Below are 17,878 nucleotides of genomic sequence, written 5' to 3'. Positions count from 1 at the left end.
ACAGGTGAGACCGGCCACAATCTCGGCAGAGCACAACCCGCTGCGCGACCCCTCCGACCTGCGGCTGCCCCGGATCGCCGGGCCCTGCGGGCTCGTCATTTTCGGCGTGACGGGCGACCTCGCGCGCAAGAAGCTCATGCCCGCGGTGTACGACCTCGCGAACCGCGGCCTGCTGCCGCCCGGGTTCGCCCTCACGGGCTTCGCCCGCCGCGACTGGGAGGACCAGGACTTCGCGCAGGTCGTCCACGACGCCGTCAAGGAGCACGCCCGCACCCCCTTCCGGGAGGCGACGTGGCGCCAGCTCGCCGAGGGCATCCGGTTCGTGCAGGGCACCTTCGACGACGACGAGGCGTTCGAGCGCCTGCGCCGGACGGTCGAGACGCTCGACGCCGAGCGCGGCACCGGGGGGAACCACGCGTTCTACCTGTCCGTGCCCCCGAGCGGCTTCCCCGTCGTGTGCCGCCAGCTCGCCGAGTCGGGCCTGTCCCGCTCGGAGGGCGACGCGTGGCGCCGCGTCGTCATCGAGAAGCCGTTCGGTCACGACCTCGAGAGCGCACGCGAGCTCGACGCCGTCGTGTCCGAGGTCTTCCCGCCCGACTCCGTGTTCCGGATCGACCACTACCTCGGCAAGGAGACGGTCCAGAACCTCCTCGCCCTGCGCTTCGCGAACCAGATGTTCGAGCCGATCTGGAACGCGAACTACGTCGACCACGTCCAGATCACGATGGCGGAGGACATCGGCATCGGGGGCGCGCGGGGTACTACGACGGCATCGGCGCCGCGCGCGACGTCATCCAGAACCACCTCCTGCAGCTCCTCGCCCTCGTCGCCATGGAGGAGCCGGTCTCGTTCGACGCCCCGTCGCTGCGCGCCGAGAAGATCAAGGCGCTGTCCTCGGTCCGCGTGCCGCACGACCTGTCGCGCCACACCGCCCGCGGCCAGTACACCGCCGGGTGGCAGGGCGGCGAGGAGGTCATCGGGTTCCTCGACGAGGACGGCATCCCGGCCGACTCGGCGACCGAGACCTACGCGGCGGTCCGCGTGGACGTCGACAACCGCCGCTGGGCGGGCGTGCCCTTCTACCTGCGGACGGGCAAGCGCCTGGGCCGGCGCGTCACCGAGGTCGCGGTCGTGTTCAAGAAGGCACCGCACCTGCCGTTCGAGAGCTCCCAGGCGTCCGAGCTCGGCAACAACGCCCTCGTGATCCGCGTCCAGCCGGACGAGGGCGTCACGATGCGGTTCGGCGCCAAGGTCCCCGGCACCGCCATGGAGGTGCGGGACGTGACGATGGACTTCGGGTACGGGCACTCGTTCACCGAGTCCTCCCCCGAGGCCTACGAGCGGCTCATCCTCGACGTCCTCCTCGGGGACCCGCCGCTGTTCCCGACGCGCGAGGAGGTCGAGCTGTCGTGGAAGATCCTCGACCCGATCACGGCGCACTGGGCGGCGAAGGGCACGCCCGAGCCGTACCGGTCGGGCACCTGGGGCCCCGCGTCCGCCGACGAGATGCTCGCGCGCGACGGCCGCACCTGGCGGCGGCCGTGACGGCTCCGGCGCCCGCGCCGCGCCCCCGCACCGACCAGCGCACCGCCACCACCCGACCGGGGAGGAACCCGCGATGATCATCGACCTGCCCGGCACCACGACGAACGCCGTGAACAAGCGGCTCGTGCGGCTGCGCGACGAGGGCGGCGCGATCGCGCTCGGCCGCGTCCTCACGCTCGTCGTCATCTCGGAGGAGGCCGACATCGAGCGGTCGATCGAGGCGGCGAACGACGCGAGCCGCGAGCACCCGTGCCGGATCGTCGTGGTCGCACCGCCCGCGTCCCGCGAGACGTCCACCGGCCTCGACGCGCAGATCCGGGTCGGCGGCGACGCCGGCGCCTCCGAGGTCGTCGTGCTCCGCGCGTCGGGCCCGATGTCCGAGCACACCGACACGCTCGTGATGCCCCTGCTGCTGCCGGACGCCCCGATCGTCGTGTGGTGGCCGGGGCAGCCCCCCGCGTCCCCCGACCAGGACCCGGTCGGCGCGATGGCGCAGCGCCGCGTCACCGACTCCATCGCGGCCGACGACCCCCAGGCGACGCTCGCGTCCCTCGCGCGGACGTACGGACCGGGCGACTCCGACCTCGCGTGGGCGCGCGTCACCCTCTGGCGCGGCCTCATCGCGGCGGCGCTCGACCAGCCGCCGTTCGACCCCGTCACGCACGTGCGCGTCGAGGGGCAGGCGGGCCACACGTCGCTCGACCTCCTCGCCGCGTGGCTGGGCGAGCGGCTCCGGTGCCCGGCCGAGCTGGTGCGCGTCGAGGGTGCGGAAGCGATCACGAAGGTCACGCTCGAGCGGCACAGCGGCCCGATCGTCCTCGACCGGCCCGACGGACGCGTCGTCACGATCAGCCAGCCGGGCAAGCCCGACCGCCGCGTCGCGCTCCCGCTGCGCACGCTGAGCGAGGCGCTCATCGAGGAGCTGCGCCGCCTCGACCCCGACGAGGTCTACGGCCAGGTGCTGACGCGCGGGCTCGCGAAGGTCGGGGCGTGACCGCCGGCACGCGGCGGCGCGTCGTCGTGCACCCGGACGGCGGGGTGCTCGCCGAGGCGGTGGCCTCGCGGCTCGTGACCGAGCTGCTCGACGCGCAGTCGGTGCGGCGCCCCGTCCACGTCGTGCTGACGGGAGGCACGGTCGGCATCGCGAGCCTCGCCGCGCTCGCGCGCCACCCCGCCCGCGACGCGGTCGACTGGACCGGCGTGCACCTGTGGTGGGGCGACGAGCGGTTCCTGCCCGCGGGCGACGGCGACCGCAACGAGACGCAGGCGCGCGACGCGCTGCTCGACCACCTCCCGCAGCTCCCGCCGGCCAACGTCCACGCGATGCCCTCGGCCGACGCGGCGCCGACACCGGAGGACTCCGCCACCGCCTACGCCGCCGAGCTGGCCCGCCACGCCGGCGACGGCGCCGCCGTCCCCGCGTTCGACGTCCTGCTCCTCGGGATGGGGCCGGACGGGCACGTCGCCTCGCTGTTCCCCGGGCACCCCGGTCTGGACGTGACCGGCGTCCCGACCGCCGGGGTGCACGGGTCGCCGAAGCCCCCGCCCGAGCGCGTCACGCTTACGTTCGAGGCCCTCGCCGCCGCGCGGCAGGTGTGGGTGGTCGCCGCCGGGGAGGAGAAGGCCCCGGCCGTCGCCTCCGCGCTGGGTGGCGCCGACGTCCACGAGACGCCTGCCGCCGGCGTCGCCGGCACCGAGCGCACCCTGTGGCTCGTCGACGCGGCCGCCGCGGGCGACTCGGTGCCCGGGAGCGGCAGTGGGGACGGCCCTCGATGACCTCCTCCGCCGCTGCGCACGGCGCGGCGCCGGACGACCCGCGGTCGACGTGGGCCGCCGTCGACGCGTACTTCGCGCCGCTGGTCGGCGAGGACGCGGTGCTCGCCGCCGCGCGCCGCCGCGCGCGCGAGGCCGGGCTGCCCGCCATCCAGGTCTCGGCCGCGCAGGGCCGGTTCCTCCAGCTCCTCGCGCTCGCGTGCGGCGCCCGCCGCATCCTCGAGGTCGGGACCCTCGGTGGGTACTCCACGATCTGGCTGGCGCGCGCCCTCGCGCCCGATGACTCGCTCGTCACCTGCGAGATCGACCCGCGGCACGCGGCCGTCGCCCGCGAGAACCTCGCCTCCGCCGGTCTCGAGGACCGGGTCGAGGTGCTGGTGGCACCCGCTGCCGACAGCCTGCGCCGCCTCGTCGAGGACGGCGCCGAGGCGTTCGACCTCGTCTTCGTCGACGCGGACAAGCCGTCCAACCCGGTGTACCTGGACCTGGCGCTGCACCTGTCCCACCCGGGCACGCTCGTCGTCGTCGACAACACGGTCCGGGGCGGGGCGGTGGCCGGCCCGAGCGGGGATGACCCGGACGTCCGCGGCGTGCACGGCCTCGTCGACGCGATCACGGCCGACCCGCGGCTCGAGGCGACGGCCCTGCAGACCGTCGGCGAGAAGGGCTACGACGGGTTCGTGCTGGCACGCGTCGTCGGCTGACCTCCCGGCGGGGAGCCGGCGTCCACGCACGCTCGCCCCGCCGTCCGACGGTTCTCGGACGGCAGGCTCGGACGGTCAGCGTCCGCGTCGGGCACGCAGCGCGGCGAGCGCCTCGTCGAGGATCGCCACCCCGTCGGCGTCGGAACGCCGCTCCTTCACGTACGCGAGGTGCGTCTTGTAGGGCTCGTTGCGCGCGGGCGACGGCGGGTGCTCCCGGTCCTGCCCGGCGGGGAACCCGCAGCGCGGGCAGTCCCACGTCTCGGGCGCCTCGATGTCCGCCTCGGAGGAGAAGCTCGGGCGCGTCTCGTGCCCGTTCGCGCACCAGTACGACACGCGGAACCGCGGGGCCACCTCGCCCCGTTCCGTCTCCCCGGGAGGACCTGCACCCACGCGCGACCCACGGATCGCGTTTCCACCTGCCACGTGCACTCCCCCGTCCTGCGTGCCACCCACGGGCACCCGGTCCGTTGCGGGCGCCGCGTCCCCTCGCGCCGCCCGGGGCTCCGCCCCGCAGGGGCGGGAGCCTCAGCTCACCTTCTGGATCAGCCCCAGCAGGACGATGACGACCGTCCACACGACGGCGAACGTCACCGTGATGCGGTTGAGGTTGCGCTCGGCGACACCGGAGCTGCCCACCGAGGTCGAGATCCCGCCGCCGAACATGTCCGAGAGGCCGCCGCCCTTCCCCTTGTGCATGAGCACGAGCAGGGTGAGGAAGCCGCTGGTCAGGACCAGCAGGACCTGGAGGATGATGCGCAACGCGTCCACGAGTACGTCCTTGAAGCTCAGGGCCGGCTCGACGGTGCATCGAGGCCGACCGCACGGTTGTCGCGACGGGCCGTGACCTGCCGCACAGGGGTCAAGAGTAGGCGACGCGGGGGCGTCGCGGCCAACCCCTGCGGCCCGGTCCGCACGACCGGCGCAGGGGCGCGGGTCAGGCGCCTGCGTGGGCCTGGTAGCGCACGATCTTGGCGAACTCCTCGGGGTCGAGGCTCGCGCCGCCGACGAGCGCGCCGTCGACGTCGGGCTGCGCCATGATCGCGGCCACGTTGGACGACTTCACCGAGCCGCCGTACAGCACGCGCGTCGAGGCGGCGAAGTCCGCGCCGTACAGGTCGCCGAGGGCGCCGCGGATCGCTCCGCACACCTCCTGCGCGTCCTCGGGGTCGCGACCTCGCCGGTGCCGATGGCCCACACCGGCTCGTACGCGACGACGAGGTCGGCGACCTGCGCGGCCGGGATGCCCGCGAGGGCGCCCTCGAGCTGCGCGAGCGTGTACCGGATCTGGTCGCCGGCCTTGCGCACGTCCAGGCCCTCACCGACGCACAGGATCGGCGCGAGGCCCTGGCCCACGGCCGCGACGATCTTCTCGTTCACGAGCGCGTCCGACTCGCCGTGGTACTGGCGACGCTCGGAGTGCCCGACGGCGACGTAGGTGACGCCGAGCTTCGCGAGCATCGCCGCGGAGATCTCGCCGGTGTAGGCGCCCTCGGCGTGCGCCGAGACGTCCTGCGCGCCGTAGCGCAGCTCGAGCTTGTCGGCGTCCACCAGGGTCTGCACCGAGCGCAGGTCGGTGAACGGCGGCAGCACGGCGACCTCGACGGCCGCGTAGTCGTGCTTCGCGTCCTTGAGGGTCCACGCCAGCTTCTGCACGGTGTGCGTCGCCTGGTGGTGGTCCAGGTTCATCTTCCAGTTGCCCGCCATGAGCGGGGTGCGGTTCGCCACGGTGTGTCGTCTTCTCTCTTCGGTGAGCGCGCCGCCCCGTTCTCACGGGGCGGCGCGCCCGGTCGGTCAGGGTGCGGTCTCAGGCCTCGAGGACCGAGATGCCCGGCAGGTCCTTGCCCTCGAGGAACTCGAGGCTCGCGCCGCCGCCGGTGGAGATGTGGCTGAAGCCCGCCTCGTCGAACCCGAGGGTGCGCACGGCGGCCGCGGAGTCGCCGCCGCCGACGATCGTGAACGCACCGGCCGCGGTCGCGTCGACCAGCGCCTGCGCGACGGCGCGGGTGCCGCCCGCGAACGCGTCGAACTCGAACACGCCCATGGGGCCGTTCCACACGACGGTGCGCGCGTCGGCGATCTTGCTCGCGAACAGCTCGCCCGAGGCGGGGCCGATGTCGAGGCCGATCTTGTCCTCGGGGATCGCGTCGGCGGCGACGACCTCGTGCGGCGAGTCGGCCGCGAAGGCCTCCGCGACGACGACGTCCGTCGGCAGGACGATCTCGACGCCGTTCTTCTCCGCGTCCGCGAGATAGCCCTTGACGGTGTCGATCTGGTCGGCCTCGAGCAGCGACTTGCCCACCTGGTGGCCCTTGGCCGCGAGGAACGTGAAGACCATGCCCCCGCCGATGAGCAGGCGGTCCGCCTTGGTGAGCAGGTTCGCGATCACGCCGAGCTTGTCGGAGACCTTCGAGCCGCCGAGCACGACGGCGTACGGGCGCTCCGGGTCCTCGGTCGCGCGCTTGAGGGAGTCGACCTCCTTGAGGACGAGCTCGCCCACGGCCGCGGGCAGCACCTGCGCGACGTCGTACACCGACGCCTGCTTGCGGTGCACCACGCCGAACCCGTCGGAGACGAAGGCGTCGGCCAGGCCCGCGAGGTCGCGCGCGAGCGCCTGGCGCTCGGCGTCGTCCTTCGAGGTCTCCCGGGCGTCGAACCGGATGTTCTCGAGCAGGGCGACCTCGCCCTCCCCGAGGCCCTCGACCGTGGCGCGCGCGGACGGACCGACGACGTCCTCGGCGAGGTGCACCGGGACGCCGAGCAGCTCGCCGAGGCGCGCGGCGACCGGCGCGAGCGAGTACTTGGGGTCCGGCTCGCCCTTGGGGCGGCCGAGGTGCGCCATGACGACGACCTTCGCGCCGGCGTCGGTGAGCTTCGTGAGCGTGGGCAGCGCGGCGCGGATGCGGCCGTCGTCCGTGATGGTCGTCCCGTCGAGCGGGACGTTGAAGTCGGACCGGACCAGCACGCGCGTGCCGCGCAGGTCACCGAGGTCGTCGATCGTCTTCATGAGCACTCCTGTCTTCCGGTGCCGCCGAGGTGGTCGGGGCGGGGGCGGGCGCGACGCGCGGACGCGGCGCTCCCCGGGCACGACGACGTCCGCGCACCCGCCGGCCCGGGGGCGGCGGCGCGTGCGCGGACGTGTCGGATCACGCGAGGCGCGCGGTCGTCAGAGACGCTCGCCCACGTACTGCGTGAGCGCGACGAGGCTGTTCGAGTAGCCCCACTCGTTGTCGTACCAGGAGACGACCTTGACCTGGTCGCCGATCACCTTGGTGAGCTTCGCGTCGAAGATGCTCTGGTGCGGGTTCGTCACGATGTCGCTCGAGACGATCTCGTCCTCGACGTACTCGAGGACGCCCTTGAGCGGGCCCTCGGCCGCGGCCTTGACGGCGGCGTTGACCTCGTCCACCGTCACCTCCTTGGCAGCCGTGAAGGTGAGGTCGGTCGCCGAGCCCGTGATGACCGGGACGCGCAGCGCGTAGCCGTCGAGCTTGCCCTTGAGCTCCGGGAGCACGAGCGAGACGGCCTTGGCCGCACCCGTCGAGGTCGGCACGATGTTCTGCGCCGCGGCGCGCGCACGGCGCAGGTCCTTGTGCGGGCCGTCCTGGAGGTTCTGGTCACCCGTGTAGGCGTGGATCGTGGTCATGAGGCCACGCTCGATGCCGATCGAGTCGTTGAGCGCCTTGGCCAGCGGCGCGAGGCAGTTCGTGGTGCACGACGCGTTGGAGATGACGTGCTGCGTCGCCGGGTCGTACTGCTCGTGGTTCACGCCGACGACGAACGTGCCGTCCTCGTTCTTCGCCGGGGCCGAGATGATGACCTTCTTCGCGCCGGCGTCGATGTGGGCCTTGGCCTTGGTCGCGTCGGTGAAGAAGCCGGTCGACTCGATGACGATGTCGGCGCCGAGCTCGCCCCAGGGCAGGTTCGCGGGGTCGCGCTCCGCAAGGGCGCGGATCTTCTTGCCGTCGACGATGATGTTGTCGTCGTCGAAGTCCACGCTCAGCGGAAGACGGCCGAGGACGGTGTCGTACTTCAGCAGGTGCGCGAGCGTCTTGTTGTCGGTGAGGTCGTTGACCCCCACGATCTCGACGTCAGCGCCCGACTCCACGATGGCGCGGTAGAAGTTCCGTCCGATCCGACCGAAGCCGTTGATACCGACGCGGATGGTCACAATGCCCTCCTCAGGGCGCGCCGGTTGCCCGACGCACACGGTTGATGCCGAACGATCACGTACGACGGCGTACGCAGGTGGTGATCACGCCCGTGCTCGCTGCCGGACGAACCGGCCCCGCACCTCTCCTGCCCACGGACCGCCACGGCGACAGCCGCGACCGCCCACGCGCACGAGGGGTGTCAGCGAAGGAGCACGTCGTCGTCACCTGACCCTCCCGAGCCTATACCAACACCTCGCCATCGTGTGACCTGGGTCCCACGCCTCGGGACCGCCGCCCCGGACGCGCGCGACCACCACCGTCGCGCTCCCGGGCCACGCACGCCTCCCGCGCGGCGGCCCGCGGCGCCCGGTCGGCGACCGGCGCTCAGAGGTCGAGCAGCTCCGGGCTCAGGCCCGCCTCGGTGTCCGGGATGCCGAGCTCCGCCGCGCGCTTGTCGGCGGTCGACAGCAGGCGCCGGATGCGCCCGGCGACGGCGTCCTTGGTCAGCGGCGGGTCGGCGAGCTGGCCGAGCTCCTCGAGCGACGCCTGCTTGTGCGCGAGGCGCAGCTCGCCGGCCTCGCGCAGGTGGTCGGGCAGGTCGGCCCCGAGGATCTCGAAGGCGCGCTCCACGCGCGCGCCCGCGGCGACCGCGGCGCGCGCCGACCGGCGCAGGTTCGCGTCGTCGAAGTTCGCGAGCCGGTTCGCCGTGCCCCGGACCTCGCGGCGGGTGCGACGCTCCTCCCACACCAGGACCGCCTCGTGCGCGCCGATGCGCGCCAGCAGCGCGCTGATGGCGTCGCCGTCCCGGATCACGACCCGGTCGATGCCGCGGACCTCGCGGGACTTCGCCGGGATCCCGAGCCTGCGCGCCGCGCCGACGAGCGCGAGGGCGGCCTCCGGGCCGGGGCACGTCACCTCGAGCGCGGACGAACGACCCGGCTCCGTGAGCGACCCGTGCGCGAGGAACGCGCCGCGCCAGGCCGCCTCCGCCTCCTCCAGGCCGCCGGAGACCACCTGGGGCGGCAGGCCGCGCACGGGGCGCCCGCGCTGGTCGAGCAGCCCGGTCTGGCGCGCGAGGGACTCGCCGTCGCGCACCACGCGGACCACGTAGCGGCTGCCCTTGCGCAGGCCGCCCGCCGAGACGACGATCAGCTCGCTGCTGTGCCCGTACACGTCGGCGATGGTCTCGCGCAGACGCCGCGCGGCGATCGCGGTGTCGAGCTCGGCCTCGATGACGACGCGGCCGGAGATGAGGTGCAGCCCGCCGGAGAAGCGGAGCATCGCCGAGACCTCGGCCTTGCGGCAGGACGTCTTGTCCACCCGCAGCCGAGCCAGCTCGTCCTTCACCTGTCCCGTGAGCGCCATGGGCGACATCCTGCCATCGATCCAAGAGCAGGACGGCCGTCGGGCGGGCGCCGGGCGGGTGCGCGCGTGTGGCCTCGCGCACGTCACCACCGCTCAGCGGGCGAGCGTCCCGACGTCGCCGAGGAAGTCGTCGAACACGTCGCGGTACGCCGCGGCCAGGCGCAGGGCGTCGTGCCGCGCGGTCCCGTCGCCGAGCCGCACCTGGCGCAGCAGGAGCCGCGCGCCCATCGTCGCCGCGGTCCGCGCGAGCTGGTCGGTGTCCTCCACGGCCGACGGGTCCGCCACCACGGCGTCGATGCGCAGCCCCGGCGCGTGCTTGTGCAGCGCCTCGAGGTGGTCCGTCGCGGACAGGCCGTACGTCTCCCCCGTGTCGCTCGACAGGTTCAGCGTCACGCAGCGCCGCGCCGGCGTCTCGTGGAGCGCACGCGCCAGCTCCGGGACGAGCAGGTGCGGCATGACGGACGAGAACCACGACCCGGGACCCAGCACGACCCAGTCCGCGGCCTCGACCGCGGCGACCGCCTCCGGGCACGCCGGCGGGTCCGACGGCACCAGCCGCAGCTGCTCGATGCGCCCGTGCGTGACGGCCACCCGGCTCTGGCCCACGACCGTCTCCAGGGCGTCGCCGGTGCGGACGTCCGCCTCGATGCCTAGCGGCACGGCCGCCATCGGCAGCACCCGCCCGCGCGCCCCGAGGAGCCGGCCCACCCAGTCCAGCCCGGCGACCGGGTCGTCCAGCAGCTCCCACAGCGCGACGATGAGCAGGTTGCCGACGGCGTGGTTGTCGAGGTCTCCCTCCGAGGTGAAGCGGTGCTGCAGCAGCGAGCTCCACGTGCGGCCCCACTCGGAGTCGTCGCACAGCGCCGCGAGCGCCATCCGCAGGTCGCCGGGCGGCAGCACGCCGAGCTCGGTGCGCAGCCGGCCGGAGGACCCGCCGTCGTCCGCCACCGTGACGACCGCGGTCAAGCGGTCGGACATCAGGCGCAGCGCCGACAGGGTGGCGGACAACCCGTGCCCGCCGCCCAGGGCGACCACCGCCGGCGACCTCCCCGCGGCCACGGCGTACGTCACTCCTTGCCCAGGTCGCGGGCGGTGACGGTCACCCGCTGCCCGCGCTGGCGCAGGCGCGCCGCGATCGCCTCGCTGATCGCGACCGACCGGTGCTTGCCGCCCGTGCAGCCGACGGCGATCGTCACGTACCGCTTCTCCTCGCCGAGGTAGCCCGCGAGGACCGGCTCGAGCGCGTGGACGTAGCGGTCGACGAACTCGACGGCGCCCGGCCGGGCGAGCACGTAGTCGCGCACCGGGGCGTCCCGCCCCGTCAGGTGGCGCAGCTCGGTGATCCAGTACGGGTTCGCGAGGAAGCGCACGTCGACGACGTGGTCGGCGTCGAGCGGCAGCCCGTACTTGAAGCCGAACGACACCACGTTGATCCGCAGCGTGTCGGGCGTGCCCTCGGCCACGGCGGAGCGCACCTCGCGGGCGAGGTCGTGCACGTTGAGCTCGGAGGTGTCGATGACCACGTCGGCACGTTCCTCGAGGCTCGCGAGCAGCCGCCGCTCCTCGGCCAGGCCCTCGAGGATGCGCCCCTCGCCCTGGAGCGGGTGCGGCCGGCGCACCTGCTCGTAGCGGCGCACGAGCACCTCGTCCGACGCGTCGAGGAAGAGGATGCGGTAGAACACCCCGCTCTGGCGCAGGTGGTCGAGCACCTCGACGAGGTCCTGGAAGAACTCGCGCCCGCGGACGTCCACGACGGCCGCGATGCGCTCGAGCGTCGAGCCCGAGCGCGTCATGAGGTCGACGAGGGGGACGATCATGCGCGGCGGCAGGTTGTCCACCACGTACCAGTCGAGGTCCTCGAGGACAGCCGCCGCGCGCGAGCGCCCGGCGCCGACATGCCCGTGATGATGAGCACCTCCGCCTCGCGGCGCTCGGGAGCCGGCGCGGCGGCCTCGATCGCGGGGATCCCGCTCGGGACCGTGGTCGGGGAGGGTTCCGGTCTCATGGCTCCAGCATGCCAGCCGATCACGACGCGGCGGTGCTGCCCTCGCCGGGCGCGGACGTGCTGCCCTCGCCGGGCGCGGACGTGCTGCCCTCGCCGGGCGCGGTGGTGCTCCCCTGCCCGAGCGCGGCGACGACGGCCTGCGCCGTGCGCTCGCCCATGCCCGGCACCGTCGCGATCTCCTCGGCGCTCGCGGCGCGCAGCCGCTTGAGCGAGCCGAAGTGCTTGAGCAGCGCGCTCTTGCGCGCGGGGCCAAGGCCGGGCACGTCGTCGAGGGCGGACGCCGTCATGCCCTTGCTGCGCTTCCTGCGGTGCTGGCTGATGGCGAAGCGGTGGGCCTCGTCGCGCACGCGCTGCAGGAGGTACAGCCCCTCGGAGGAGCGCTGCAGGATCACGGGATAGTCCTCGCCCGGCAGCCACACCTCCTCGAGCCGCTTCGCGAGCCCGCACAGCGCGACGTCGTCGATGCCGAGCTCGGCCAGCGCCCGGGCGGCGGCCGCGACCTGGGGCGGCCCGCCGTCGACCACGACGAGGTTCGGCGGGTAGGCGAACCGCGCGCGGCGGTCGTCGGGCGCGGCCGCGTCGACCTCGCCCGAGCGCGGGACGTAGCCCGCGTCGCGCGCGTCGCGGTCGGCGTGCTCGCCGGGACCGTCGGCCCCGGCGCCGACGGCCTCGTCCGCCTCGAGGTCGACCTCGAGGCCGCCGAGGCGCGTGCGGTCGGTCAGGTAGCGCCTGAACCGGCGGGTGATGACCTCGTGCATCGCCGCGGTGTCGTCGCGCGCGCCCTCGCCGTCCGGCCCGCGGACGGTGAAGTGGCGGTACTCGCTCTTGCGGGCGAGCCCGTCCTCGAAGACCACCATCGAGGCGACCTGGAACGTGCCCTGGTTGTGCGAGACGTCGTAGCACTCGATCCGCAGCGGCGCCGTGTCGAGTTCCAGCGCCTCCTGGATCTCGCGCAGCGCCTGGCTGCGGGTGGTCAGGTCGCCGGCGCGGCGCGTGCGGTGCAGCGCGAGCGCGTGCTCGGCGTTCGCCCGCACGGTGGCGGCGAGCTCCTTCTTGTCGCCGCGCTGGGGGACGCGCACGTCGACGCGCGCGCCGCGCACGCCCGTGAGCCACGTCGTTACCTGCTCGAGGTCGGGCGGCAGGACGGGGACGAGCACCTCGCGCGGCACGACGTCGCGCGCCCCGCCGTGCGCGCCGGCCCCGGTGCGCGCGTCGACGGCGGCGGCCTCCTCCGCCGCGCCGTACACCTGCTGGAGCAGGTGCTCGACGAGCTCGGCGTCGGTGACGTCCTCGACCTTCTCCACGATCCAGCCGCGCTGACCGCGGATCCGTCCGCCGCGCACGTGGAACACCTGGACCGCGGCCTCGAGCTCGTCGCCCGCGAGCGCGAAGACGTCCGCGTCGGTGCCGTCGCCGAGCACGACCGCGTTCTTCTCGGTCGCGCGCTGGAGCGCGCCGATGTCGTCGCGCAGGCGCGCGGCCGCCTCGTACTCCATCGCGGCCGCCGCCTCCTGCATCTTGCGCTCGAGCCGCTTGACGAACCGCTGGGTGTCCCCCGCCATGAAGTCGCAGAAGTCCTCGGCGAGCGCGCGGTGGTCCTCGGGCGTGATGCGGCCCACGCACGGTGCCGAGCACTTGTCGATGTACCCGAGCAGGCACGGCCGGTCCGTCTGGCGGGCGCGCTTGAACACCCCTGCCGAGCACGTGCGCACGGGGAACACGCGCAGCAGGAGGTCGAGCGTCTCGCGGATGGCCCACGCGTGCCCGTAGGGGCCGAAGTACCGCGTGCCGGGCCGCTTCGCGCCGCGCATGACCTGGGCGCGGGGGAACTCGTCCCCCATCGTCACGGCGAGGTAGGGATAGGACTTGTCGTCGCGGTACTTGACGTTGAACCGCGGGTCGAACTCCTTGATCCACGTGTACTCGAGGGCGAGCGCCTCGACCTCGGTCCCGACGACCGTCCACTCGACCGAGGCGGCCGTCGTCACCATCGTCTGGGTGCGGTGGTGCAGGTTGGCGATGTCCTGGAAGTAGCTCGACAACCGCGCCCGCAGGTTCTTCGCCTTGCCCACGTAGACGACGCGCCCGTGCTCGTCCCGGAACCGGTAGACGCCCGGCGAGGTGGGGATCTCCCCCGGCGCAGGGCGGTACGTCGCGGGGTCAGCCATGGTCTCCAGCCTAGGTCAGCGCACCGACGTCACGGGCCGGCGCGGGGGTCGAGGGCGAAGGGCGAGGACGGGCCCGACGACGCCCGGCCCGCCGGAGCGGGGCGCGCGGTGTGACGGGCGTCACGGACGGTTAGGGTGACGGGCATGAGCGCACAGCACGGGTACTCGGCGACGGTCCGCTGGACGGGAGCGGGCGAGACGGGCACCACGTCCTACACCGCGTACAGCCGCGACCACGACGTCCTCCTCGACCGCAGGCCGCCCCTCGCCGGATCGGCGGACCCGGCGTTCCGGGGCGACCCGACCCGCTACTGCCCCGAGGAGCTGTTCGTCGTCAGCCTGTCCCAGTGCCACATGCTGTGGTTCCTCCACCTCGCGGCCGCCGCCGGCGTCGTCGTCCGGGAGTACGTCGACGACGCCACCGGGACGATGCGCGTCGAGTCCGGCGGCGAGGGCCAGTTCACCGACGTGACGCTCCACCCGCGCGTCGTGCTCGACGACGGCCCCGGCACCGACGAGGAGTCCCTCGCCGTGCTGCACCGCCGCGCGCACGACCACTGCTTCCTCGCGCGCTCGGTGAACTTCCGGGTGCTCGTCGAGCCCGCACCCGCGCGGCGCGCCGCGGCCTGAGCCTCCGGATCCGGGCGCCGGTTCGCCCGAGGTCGGATGGATCCCGACCTCGGGCGACGCCTCGCCTCAGGCGGCGGAGGCCTTGCGCCGGGAGGTACGGCGGGAGGTCCCGTCCTCGTCCGCCGCCTTGCGCGCCTTCGCGGAGCGCTTCGTGGACGCCTTCGCCGCGGCGCCGTCCTGCGCCGGCGCCTTCGACGGACCGGGATCGCCGACCGGAACCGCGGGATGCTGGTCGAGGATCTCGGCGAGGAAGCGGCCGGTGTGGCTGGCCGCGACGCGCGCGACCTTCTCCGGCGTGCCCTGCGCGACGACCTTGCCGCCGCCGGACCCGCCCTCCGGGCCCATGTCGACGATCCAGTCCGCGCTCTTGATGACGTCGAGGTTGTGCTCGATGACGAGGACGGTGTTGCCCTTGTCGACCAGCGACTGGAGCACGCCGAGGAGCTTGCGGATGTCCTCGAAGTGCAGACCGGTGGTCGGCTCGTCGAGCACGTAGACCGTGCGGCCCGTGGAACGCTTCTGGAGCTCGCTGGCGAGCTTGACGCGCTGAGCCTCGCCGCCCGACAGGGTGGGCGCGGGCTGCCCGAGCCGGACGTAGCCGAGGCCCACCTCGACGAGCGTCTTGAGGTGCCGCGAGATCGCCGGGACGGCGGCGAAGAACTCCGCGGCCTCCTCGATCGGCATGTCGAGGACGTCCGCGACCGTCTTGCCCTTGAAGTGCACCTCGAGCGTCTCGCGGTTGTACCGCGCGCCGTGGCACACCTCGCAGGGCACGTAGACGTCGGGCAGGAAGTTCATCTCGATCTTCAGCGTCCCGTCGCCCGAGCACGCCTCGCAGCGCCCGCCCTTGACGTTGAACGAGAACCGGCCGGGCGTGTACCCGCGGACCTTCGCCTCGGTGGTCTCCGCGAAGAGCTTGCGGACGTGGTCCCACACCCCGGTGTACGTCGCCGGGTTGGACCGCGGCGTGCGCCCGATCGGTCCCTGGTCGACGTGCACGACCTTGTCGAGCTGGTCCAGCCCCGTGACGCGCGTGTGCCGACCGGCGACCTGGCGGGCGCCGTTCAGCTCGTTCGCCATGACGGTGTAGAGGATCGAGTTCACGAGCGTCGACTTGCCCGAGCCCGACACGCCGGTGACCGCCGTAAACGTGCCGAGCGGGAAGCTCACGTCGATCCCCGTGAGGTTGTGCTCGCGCGCCCCGACGACCGTGACCTGACGGTCCGGGTCGGTGGGCCGGCGGTGCCCGGGCAGCGGGATGCTGCGACGCCCCGACAGGTACGCCCCCGTCACCGACTCCGGCGCCTCGAGCAGGCCCGCGTAGTCGCCCGAATGGACGACGCGCCCGCCGTGCTCGCCCGCACCCGGGCCGATGTCGACGATCCAGTCCGCCGTGCGGATGGTGTCCTCGTCGTGCTCGACGACGATGAGGGTGTTCCCGAGGTCGCGCAGTCGCGTGAGCGTCTCGATGAGGCGGCGGTTGTCACGCTGGTGCAGGCCGATGCTCGGCTCGTCGAGCACGTACAGGACGCCGACGAGCCCTGCCCCGATCTGCGTCGCGAGCCGGATGCGCTGCGCCTCGCCGCCGGACAGCGTCGCCGCCGGGCGCTCGAGCGAGAGGTAGTCGAGGCCGACGTCGAGCAGGAAGCCGAGGCGCGCGTCGATCTCCTTGAGCACCTCCGAGGCGATGGCCCGCTCGCGCTGACCGAGCTCGAGGTTGCCGAGGAAGTCTGCGGCCTCGCGCAGGGGCAGCCGGCACACGTCCCAGATCGACTTGTCGCCGACGCGGACCGCGAGCACCTCGGGCTTGAGGCGCGCGCCGCGGCACACGGGGCACGGCACCTCGCGCATGAAGGCCTCGTACTTCTCCTTCGACCACTCGGACTCGGTCTCGGTGTGACGGCGCTCGAGGAACGTGATGACGCCCTCGAACCCGGTGGAGTACTGCCGCTCGCGACCCCAGCGGTTCTTGTAGCGCACGTGCACCTGGTGGTTCTGGCCGTGCAGCACGGCCTTCTTCGCGCGCTCGGGCAGCGCGCGCCACGGGGTGTCCATCGAGAAGCCGAGGTCGTCGGCGAGCGCGGTGAGCACGCGCTCGAAGTACTCCGAGGACACCTGCGCCCACGGCGCGACGGCGCCCTCGCGCAGCGACTTCTCGTCGTCGGGGATCACGAGGTCCGGGTCGACCTCGAGGCGGAAGCCGATGCCCGTGCACTCCGGGCACGCGCCGTACGGCGCGTTGAAGGAGAACGTCCGCGGCTCGATCTCGTCGAGGGCGAGCTCGTGGTCGTTCGGGCACGCACGCTTCTCCGAGAAGCGGCGCTCGCGCGCGGGGTCGTCCGCGTCGGCGTCCACGAGCTCGACCACGACGAGGCCGCCGGCGAGCCCGAGCGCCGTCTCGACGGAGTCGGTGAGCCGGCGCTGCACGCCCTCGCGCGCCACGAGGCGGTCGATGACGACCTCGATGTCGTGCTTGAGCTTCTTCTCGAGCACGGGCGGGTCGTGAGCGTGCGCACCTCGCCGTCGACACGGGCGCGCGCGAAGCCCTTCGCCTGGAGCTCCTTGAAGAGCTCGGAGTACTCGCCCTTGCGCCCGCGCACCACGGGCGCGAGCACCTGGTAGCGCGTGCCCTCGGGCAGCTCGAGCAGTCGGTCGACGATCTGCTGCGGCGTCTGCGCGGTGACGCGCTCGCCGCACACCGGGCAGTGCTGCGTGCCGGCGCGCGAGAACAGCAGGCGCAGGTAGTCGTAGACTCGGTGATGGTGCCGACGGTCGACCGCGGGTTGCGGTTCGTCGACTTCTGGTCGATCGACACGGCGGGCGACAGGCCCTCGATGAAGTCGACGTCGGGCTTGTCCATCTGCCCGAGGAACTGGCGCGCGTACGCCGACAGGGACTCCACGTAGCGTCGCTGGCCCTCGGCGAAGATCGTGTCGAACGCGAGGGAGGACTTGCCCGAGCCCGACAGGCCGGTGAAGACGATGAGCTGGTCGCGCGGGAGGTCGAGCTCGACGTCGCGCAGGTTGTGCTCGCGGGCACCGGAGATGACGAGGCGATTGCTCACCGCAGCATGGTACGTCCGGCCACCGACGCTCGCACACGTGTTCGACGCCCCTCCCCCGTTCCCTCACGCCGCCCGGTGCGCACGTCCACATCGCTCGCCCTGCGGCACACTGGCGCGATGACGTACACGGGCGAGGTGGTGGTGGGCGGGCCGGCCGACCTGCGCGTCCTCGACGAGCTCGAGGTCCGCAAGCTCGCCGTCGGGCCGATGTCGAACGACACCTACCTGCTGACCTGCCGGGCGACCGGCGACCAGCTCCTCGTGGACGCGGCGGCCGACCCCGAGCGCCTGCTCGCGCTCGTCGCCGAGGGCGGCGCCGGGCGCCTCGTCGCCGTCGTGACGACGCACCGCCACCGCGACCACGTCGGCGCCCTGGCCGCCGTCGTCGCGGCGACGGGGCGGCCGTCGCCGCCGGTGCCGACGACGCCGACGCGGTCGAGGCCGTGACAGGAGTCACGGTCGACCGCCGGCTG

The 17,878-nt window shown here is 73.5% G+C and carries 12 protein-coding genes and 4 pseudogenes; 6 read left to right on the top strand and 10 right to left on the bottom strand.

What is annotated here, in order from left to right:
• Positions 1-4 precede the first annotated feature (4 nt).
• From zwf to BJF88_RS05865, 4 genes and pseudogenes are all read left to right on the top strand, one after another.
• Positions 5-1,545: pseudogene (gene zwf, locus BJF88_RS05880) on the top strand (glucose-6-phosphate dehydrogenase).
• Between the two features lie 73 nt (positions 1,546-1,618).
• Positions 1,619-2,539 carry a glucose-6-phosphate dehydrogenase assembly protein OpcA gene (gene opcA, locus BJF88_RS05875; protein ID WP_075828123.1) on the top strand — a complete coding sequence of 307 codons (921 nt, stop codon included), beginning with the start codon at positions 1,619-1,621 and terminating at the stop codon, positions 2,537-2,539.
• Positions 2,536-3,321, top strand: coding sequence for a 6-phosphogluconolactonase (pgl, locus tag BJF88_RS05870; RefSeq protein WP_075828122.1), 786 nt, complete (start codon positions 2,536-2,538; stop codon positions 3,319-3,321). Before opcA ends, pgl begins: the two co-directional genes overlap by 4 nt.
• Positions 3,318-4,022, top strand: a complete 705-nt coding sequence (locus tag BJF88_RS05865; RefSeq protein ID WP_075828121.1) for an O-methyltransferase — start codon at positions 3,318-3,320, stop codon at positions 4,020-4,022. The genes pgl and BJF88_RS05865 overlap by 4 nt, the downstream gene beginning before the upstream one ends.
• Positions 4,023-4,097: 75 nt before the next feature.
• Here the strand turns inward: BJF88_RS05865 and BJF88_RS05860 are convergent, their stop codons facing one another.
• The 9 genes and pseudogenes from BJF88_RS05860 to uvrC form a co-directional block, all read right to left on the bottom strand.
• The gene (locus BJF88_RS05860) at positions 4,098-4,445 is read right to left on the bottom strand and encodes an RNA polymerase-binding protein RbpA (protein ID WP_075828155.1); all 348 of its coding nucleotides are present in this window, start codon (positions 4,443-4,445) and stop codon (positions 4,098-4,100) included.
• A 102-nt stretch (positions 4,446-4,547) separates the two neighbouring features.
• Positions 4,548-4,790, bottom strand: coding sequence for a preprotein translocase subunit SecG (gene secG, locus BJF88_RS05855; RefSeq protein WP_075828120.1), 243 nt, complete (start codon positions 4,788-4,790; stop codon positions 4,548-4,550).
• Between the two features lie 166 nt (positions 4,791-4,956).
• A pseudogene (gene tpiA, locus BJF88_RS05850) lies at positions 4,957-5,747 on the bottom strand (triose-phosphate isomerase).
• Positions 5,748-5,826: 79 nt separating this feature from the next.
• Positions 5,827-7,026 carry a phosphoglycerate kinase gene (gene pgk / locus BJF88_RS05845; RefSeq protein ID WP_075828154.1) on the bottom strand — a complete coding sequence of 400 codons (1,200 nt, stop codon included), beginning with the start codon at positions 7,024-7,026 and terminating at the stop codon, positions 5,827-5,829.
• 159 nt (positions 7,027-7,185) lie between these two features.
• Entirely contained in the window at positions 7,186-8,190 is a 1,005-nt protein-coding gene (gene gap / locus BJF88_RS05840; protein ID WP_075828119.1) for a type I glyceraldehyde-3-phosphate dehydrogenase, read from the bottom strand.
• Positions 8,191-8,557: 367 nt separating this feature from the next.
• Entirely contained in the window at positions 8,558-9,538 is a 981-nt protein-coding gene (gene whiA / locus BJF88_RS05835) for a DNA-binding protein WhiA (protein ID WP_075828118.1), read from the bottom strand.
• A 93-nt stretch (positions 9,539-9,631) separates the two neighbouring features.
• Positions 9,632-10,609: a uridine diphosphate-N-acetylglucosamine-binding protein YvcK gene (gene yvcK, locus BJF88_RS05830; protein WP_255371800.1), complete on the bottom strand. Its 978-nt coding sequence runs from the start codon at positions 10,607-10,609 to the stop codon at positions 9,632-9,634.
• Positions 10,606-11,543 (bottom strand): annotated as a pseudogene (rapZ, locus tag BJF88_RS05825) (RNase adapter RapZ). Before rapZ ends, yvcK begins: the two are co-directional and overlap by 4 nt.
• Before the next feature lie 20 nt (positions 11,544-11,563).
• A complete protein-coding gene (gene uvrC / locus BJF88_RS05820; RefSeq protein WP_075828117.1) occupies positions 11,564-13,711 on the bottom strand; it encodes an excinuclease ABC subunit UvrC in 2,148 nt (715 codons plus the stop codon).
• Between the two features lie 144 nt (positions 13,712-13,855).
• Here uvrC and BJF88_RS05815 point away from each other — a divergent pair, with 144 nt between their 5' ends.
• Positions 13,856-14,341: an OsmC family protein gene (locus tag BJF88_RS05815; protein ID WP_075828152.1), complete on the top strand. Its 486-nt coding sequence runs from the start codon at positions 13,856-13,858 to the stop codon at positions 14,339-14,341.
• 66 nt (positions 14,342-14,407) lie between these two features.
• On the opposite strand, the pseudogene uvrA reads toward BJF88_RS05815, so the two are convergent.
• A pseudogene (gene uvrA, locus BJF88_RS05810) lies at positions 14,408-17,405 on the bottom strand (excinuclease ABC subunit UvrA).
• Between the two features lie 117 nt (positions 17,406-17,522).
• Between uvrA and BJF88_RS05805 the strand changes: the two are divergent.
• Positions 17,523-17,852 (top strand): MBL fold metallo-hydrolase, encoded by a 330-nt coding sequence (locus tag BJF88_RS05805; protein ID WP_075828116.1) that lies wholly within the window; start codon positions 17,523-17,525, stop codon positions 17,850-17,852.
• The last annotated feature ends 26 nt before the right edge of the window (positions 17,853-17,878 follow it).

Source organism: Cellulosimicrobium sp. CUA-896 (assembly GCF_001942335.1).
Taxonomy (GTDB): domain Bacteria; phylum Actinomycetota; class Actinomycetes; order Actinomycetales; family Cellulomonadaceae; genus Cellulosimicrobium.
This window is presented reverse-complemented; position numbering and strand designations above follow the sequence as displayed.

Excerpts from the sequence above, each read along its gene's own strand:
- opcA (WP_075828123.1), top strand. The coding sequence starts at position 1,619 with ATGATCATCGACCTGCCCGGCACCACGACGAACGCCGTGAACAAGCGG.
- BJF88_RS05815 (WP_075828152.1), top strand. The coding sequence starts at position 13,856 with ATGAGCGCACAGCACGGGTACTCGGCGACGGTCCGCTGGACGGGAGCG.
- uvrC (WP_075828117.1), bottom strand. The coding sequence starts at position 13,711 with ATGGCTGACCCCGCGACGTACCGCCCTGCGCCGGGGGAGATCCCCACC.
- BJF88_RS05865 (WP_075828121.1), top strand. The coding sequence starts at position 3,318 with ATGACCTCCTCCGCCGCTGCGCACGGCGCGGCGCCGGACGACCCGCGG.
- whiA (WP_075828118.1), bottom strand. The coding sequence starts at position 9,538 with ATGGCGCTCACGGGACAGGTGAAGGACGAGCTGGCTCGGCTGCGGGTG.
- pgk (WP_075828154.1), bottom strand. The coding sequence starts at position 7,026 with ATGAAGACGATCGACGACCTCGGTGACCTGCGCGGCACGCGCGTGCTG.
- BJF88_RS05805 (WP_075828116.1), top strand. The coding sequence starts at position 17,523 with ATGACGTACACGGGCGAGGTGGTGGTGGGCGGGCCGGCCGACCTGCGC.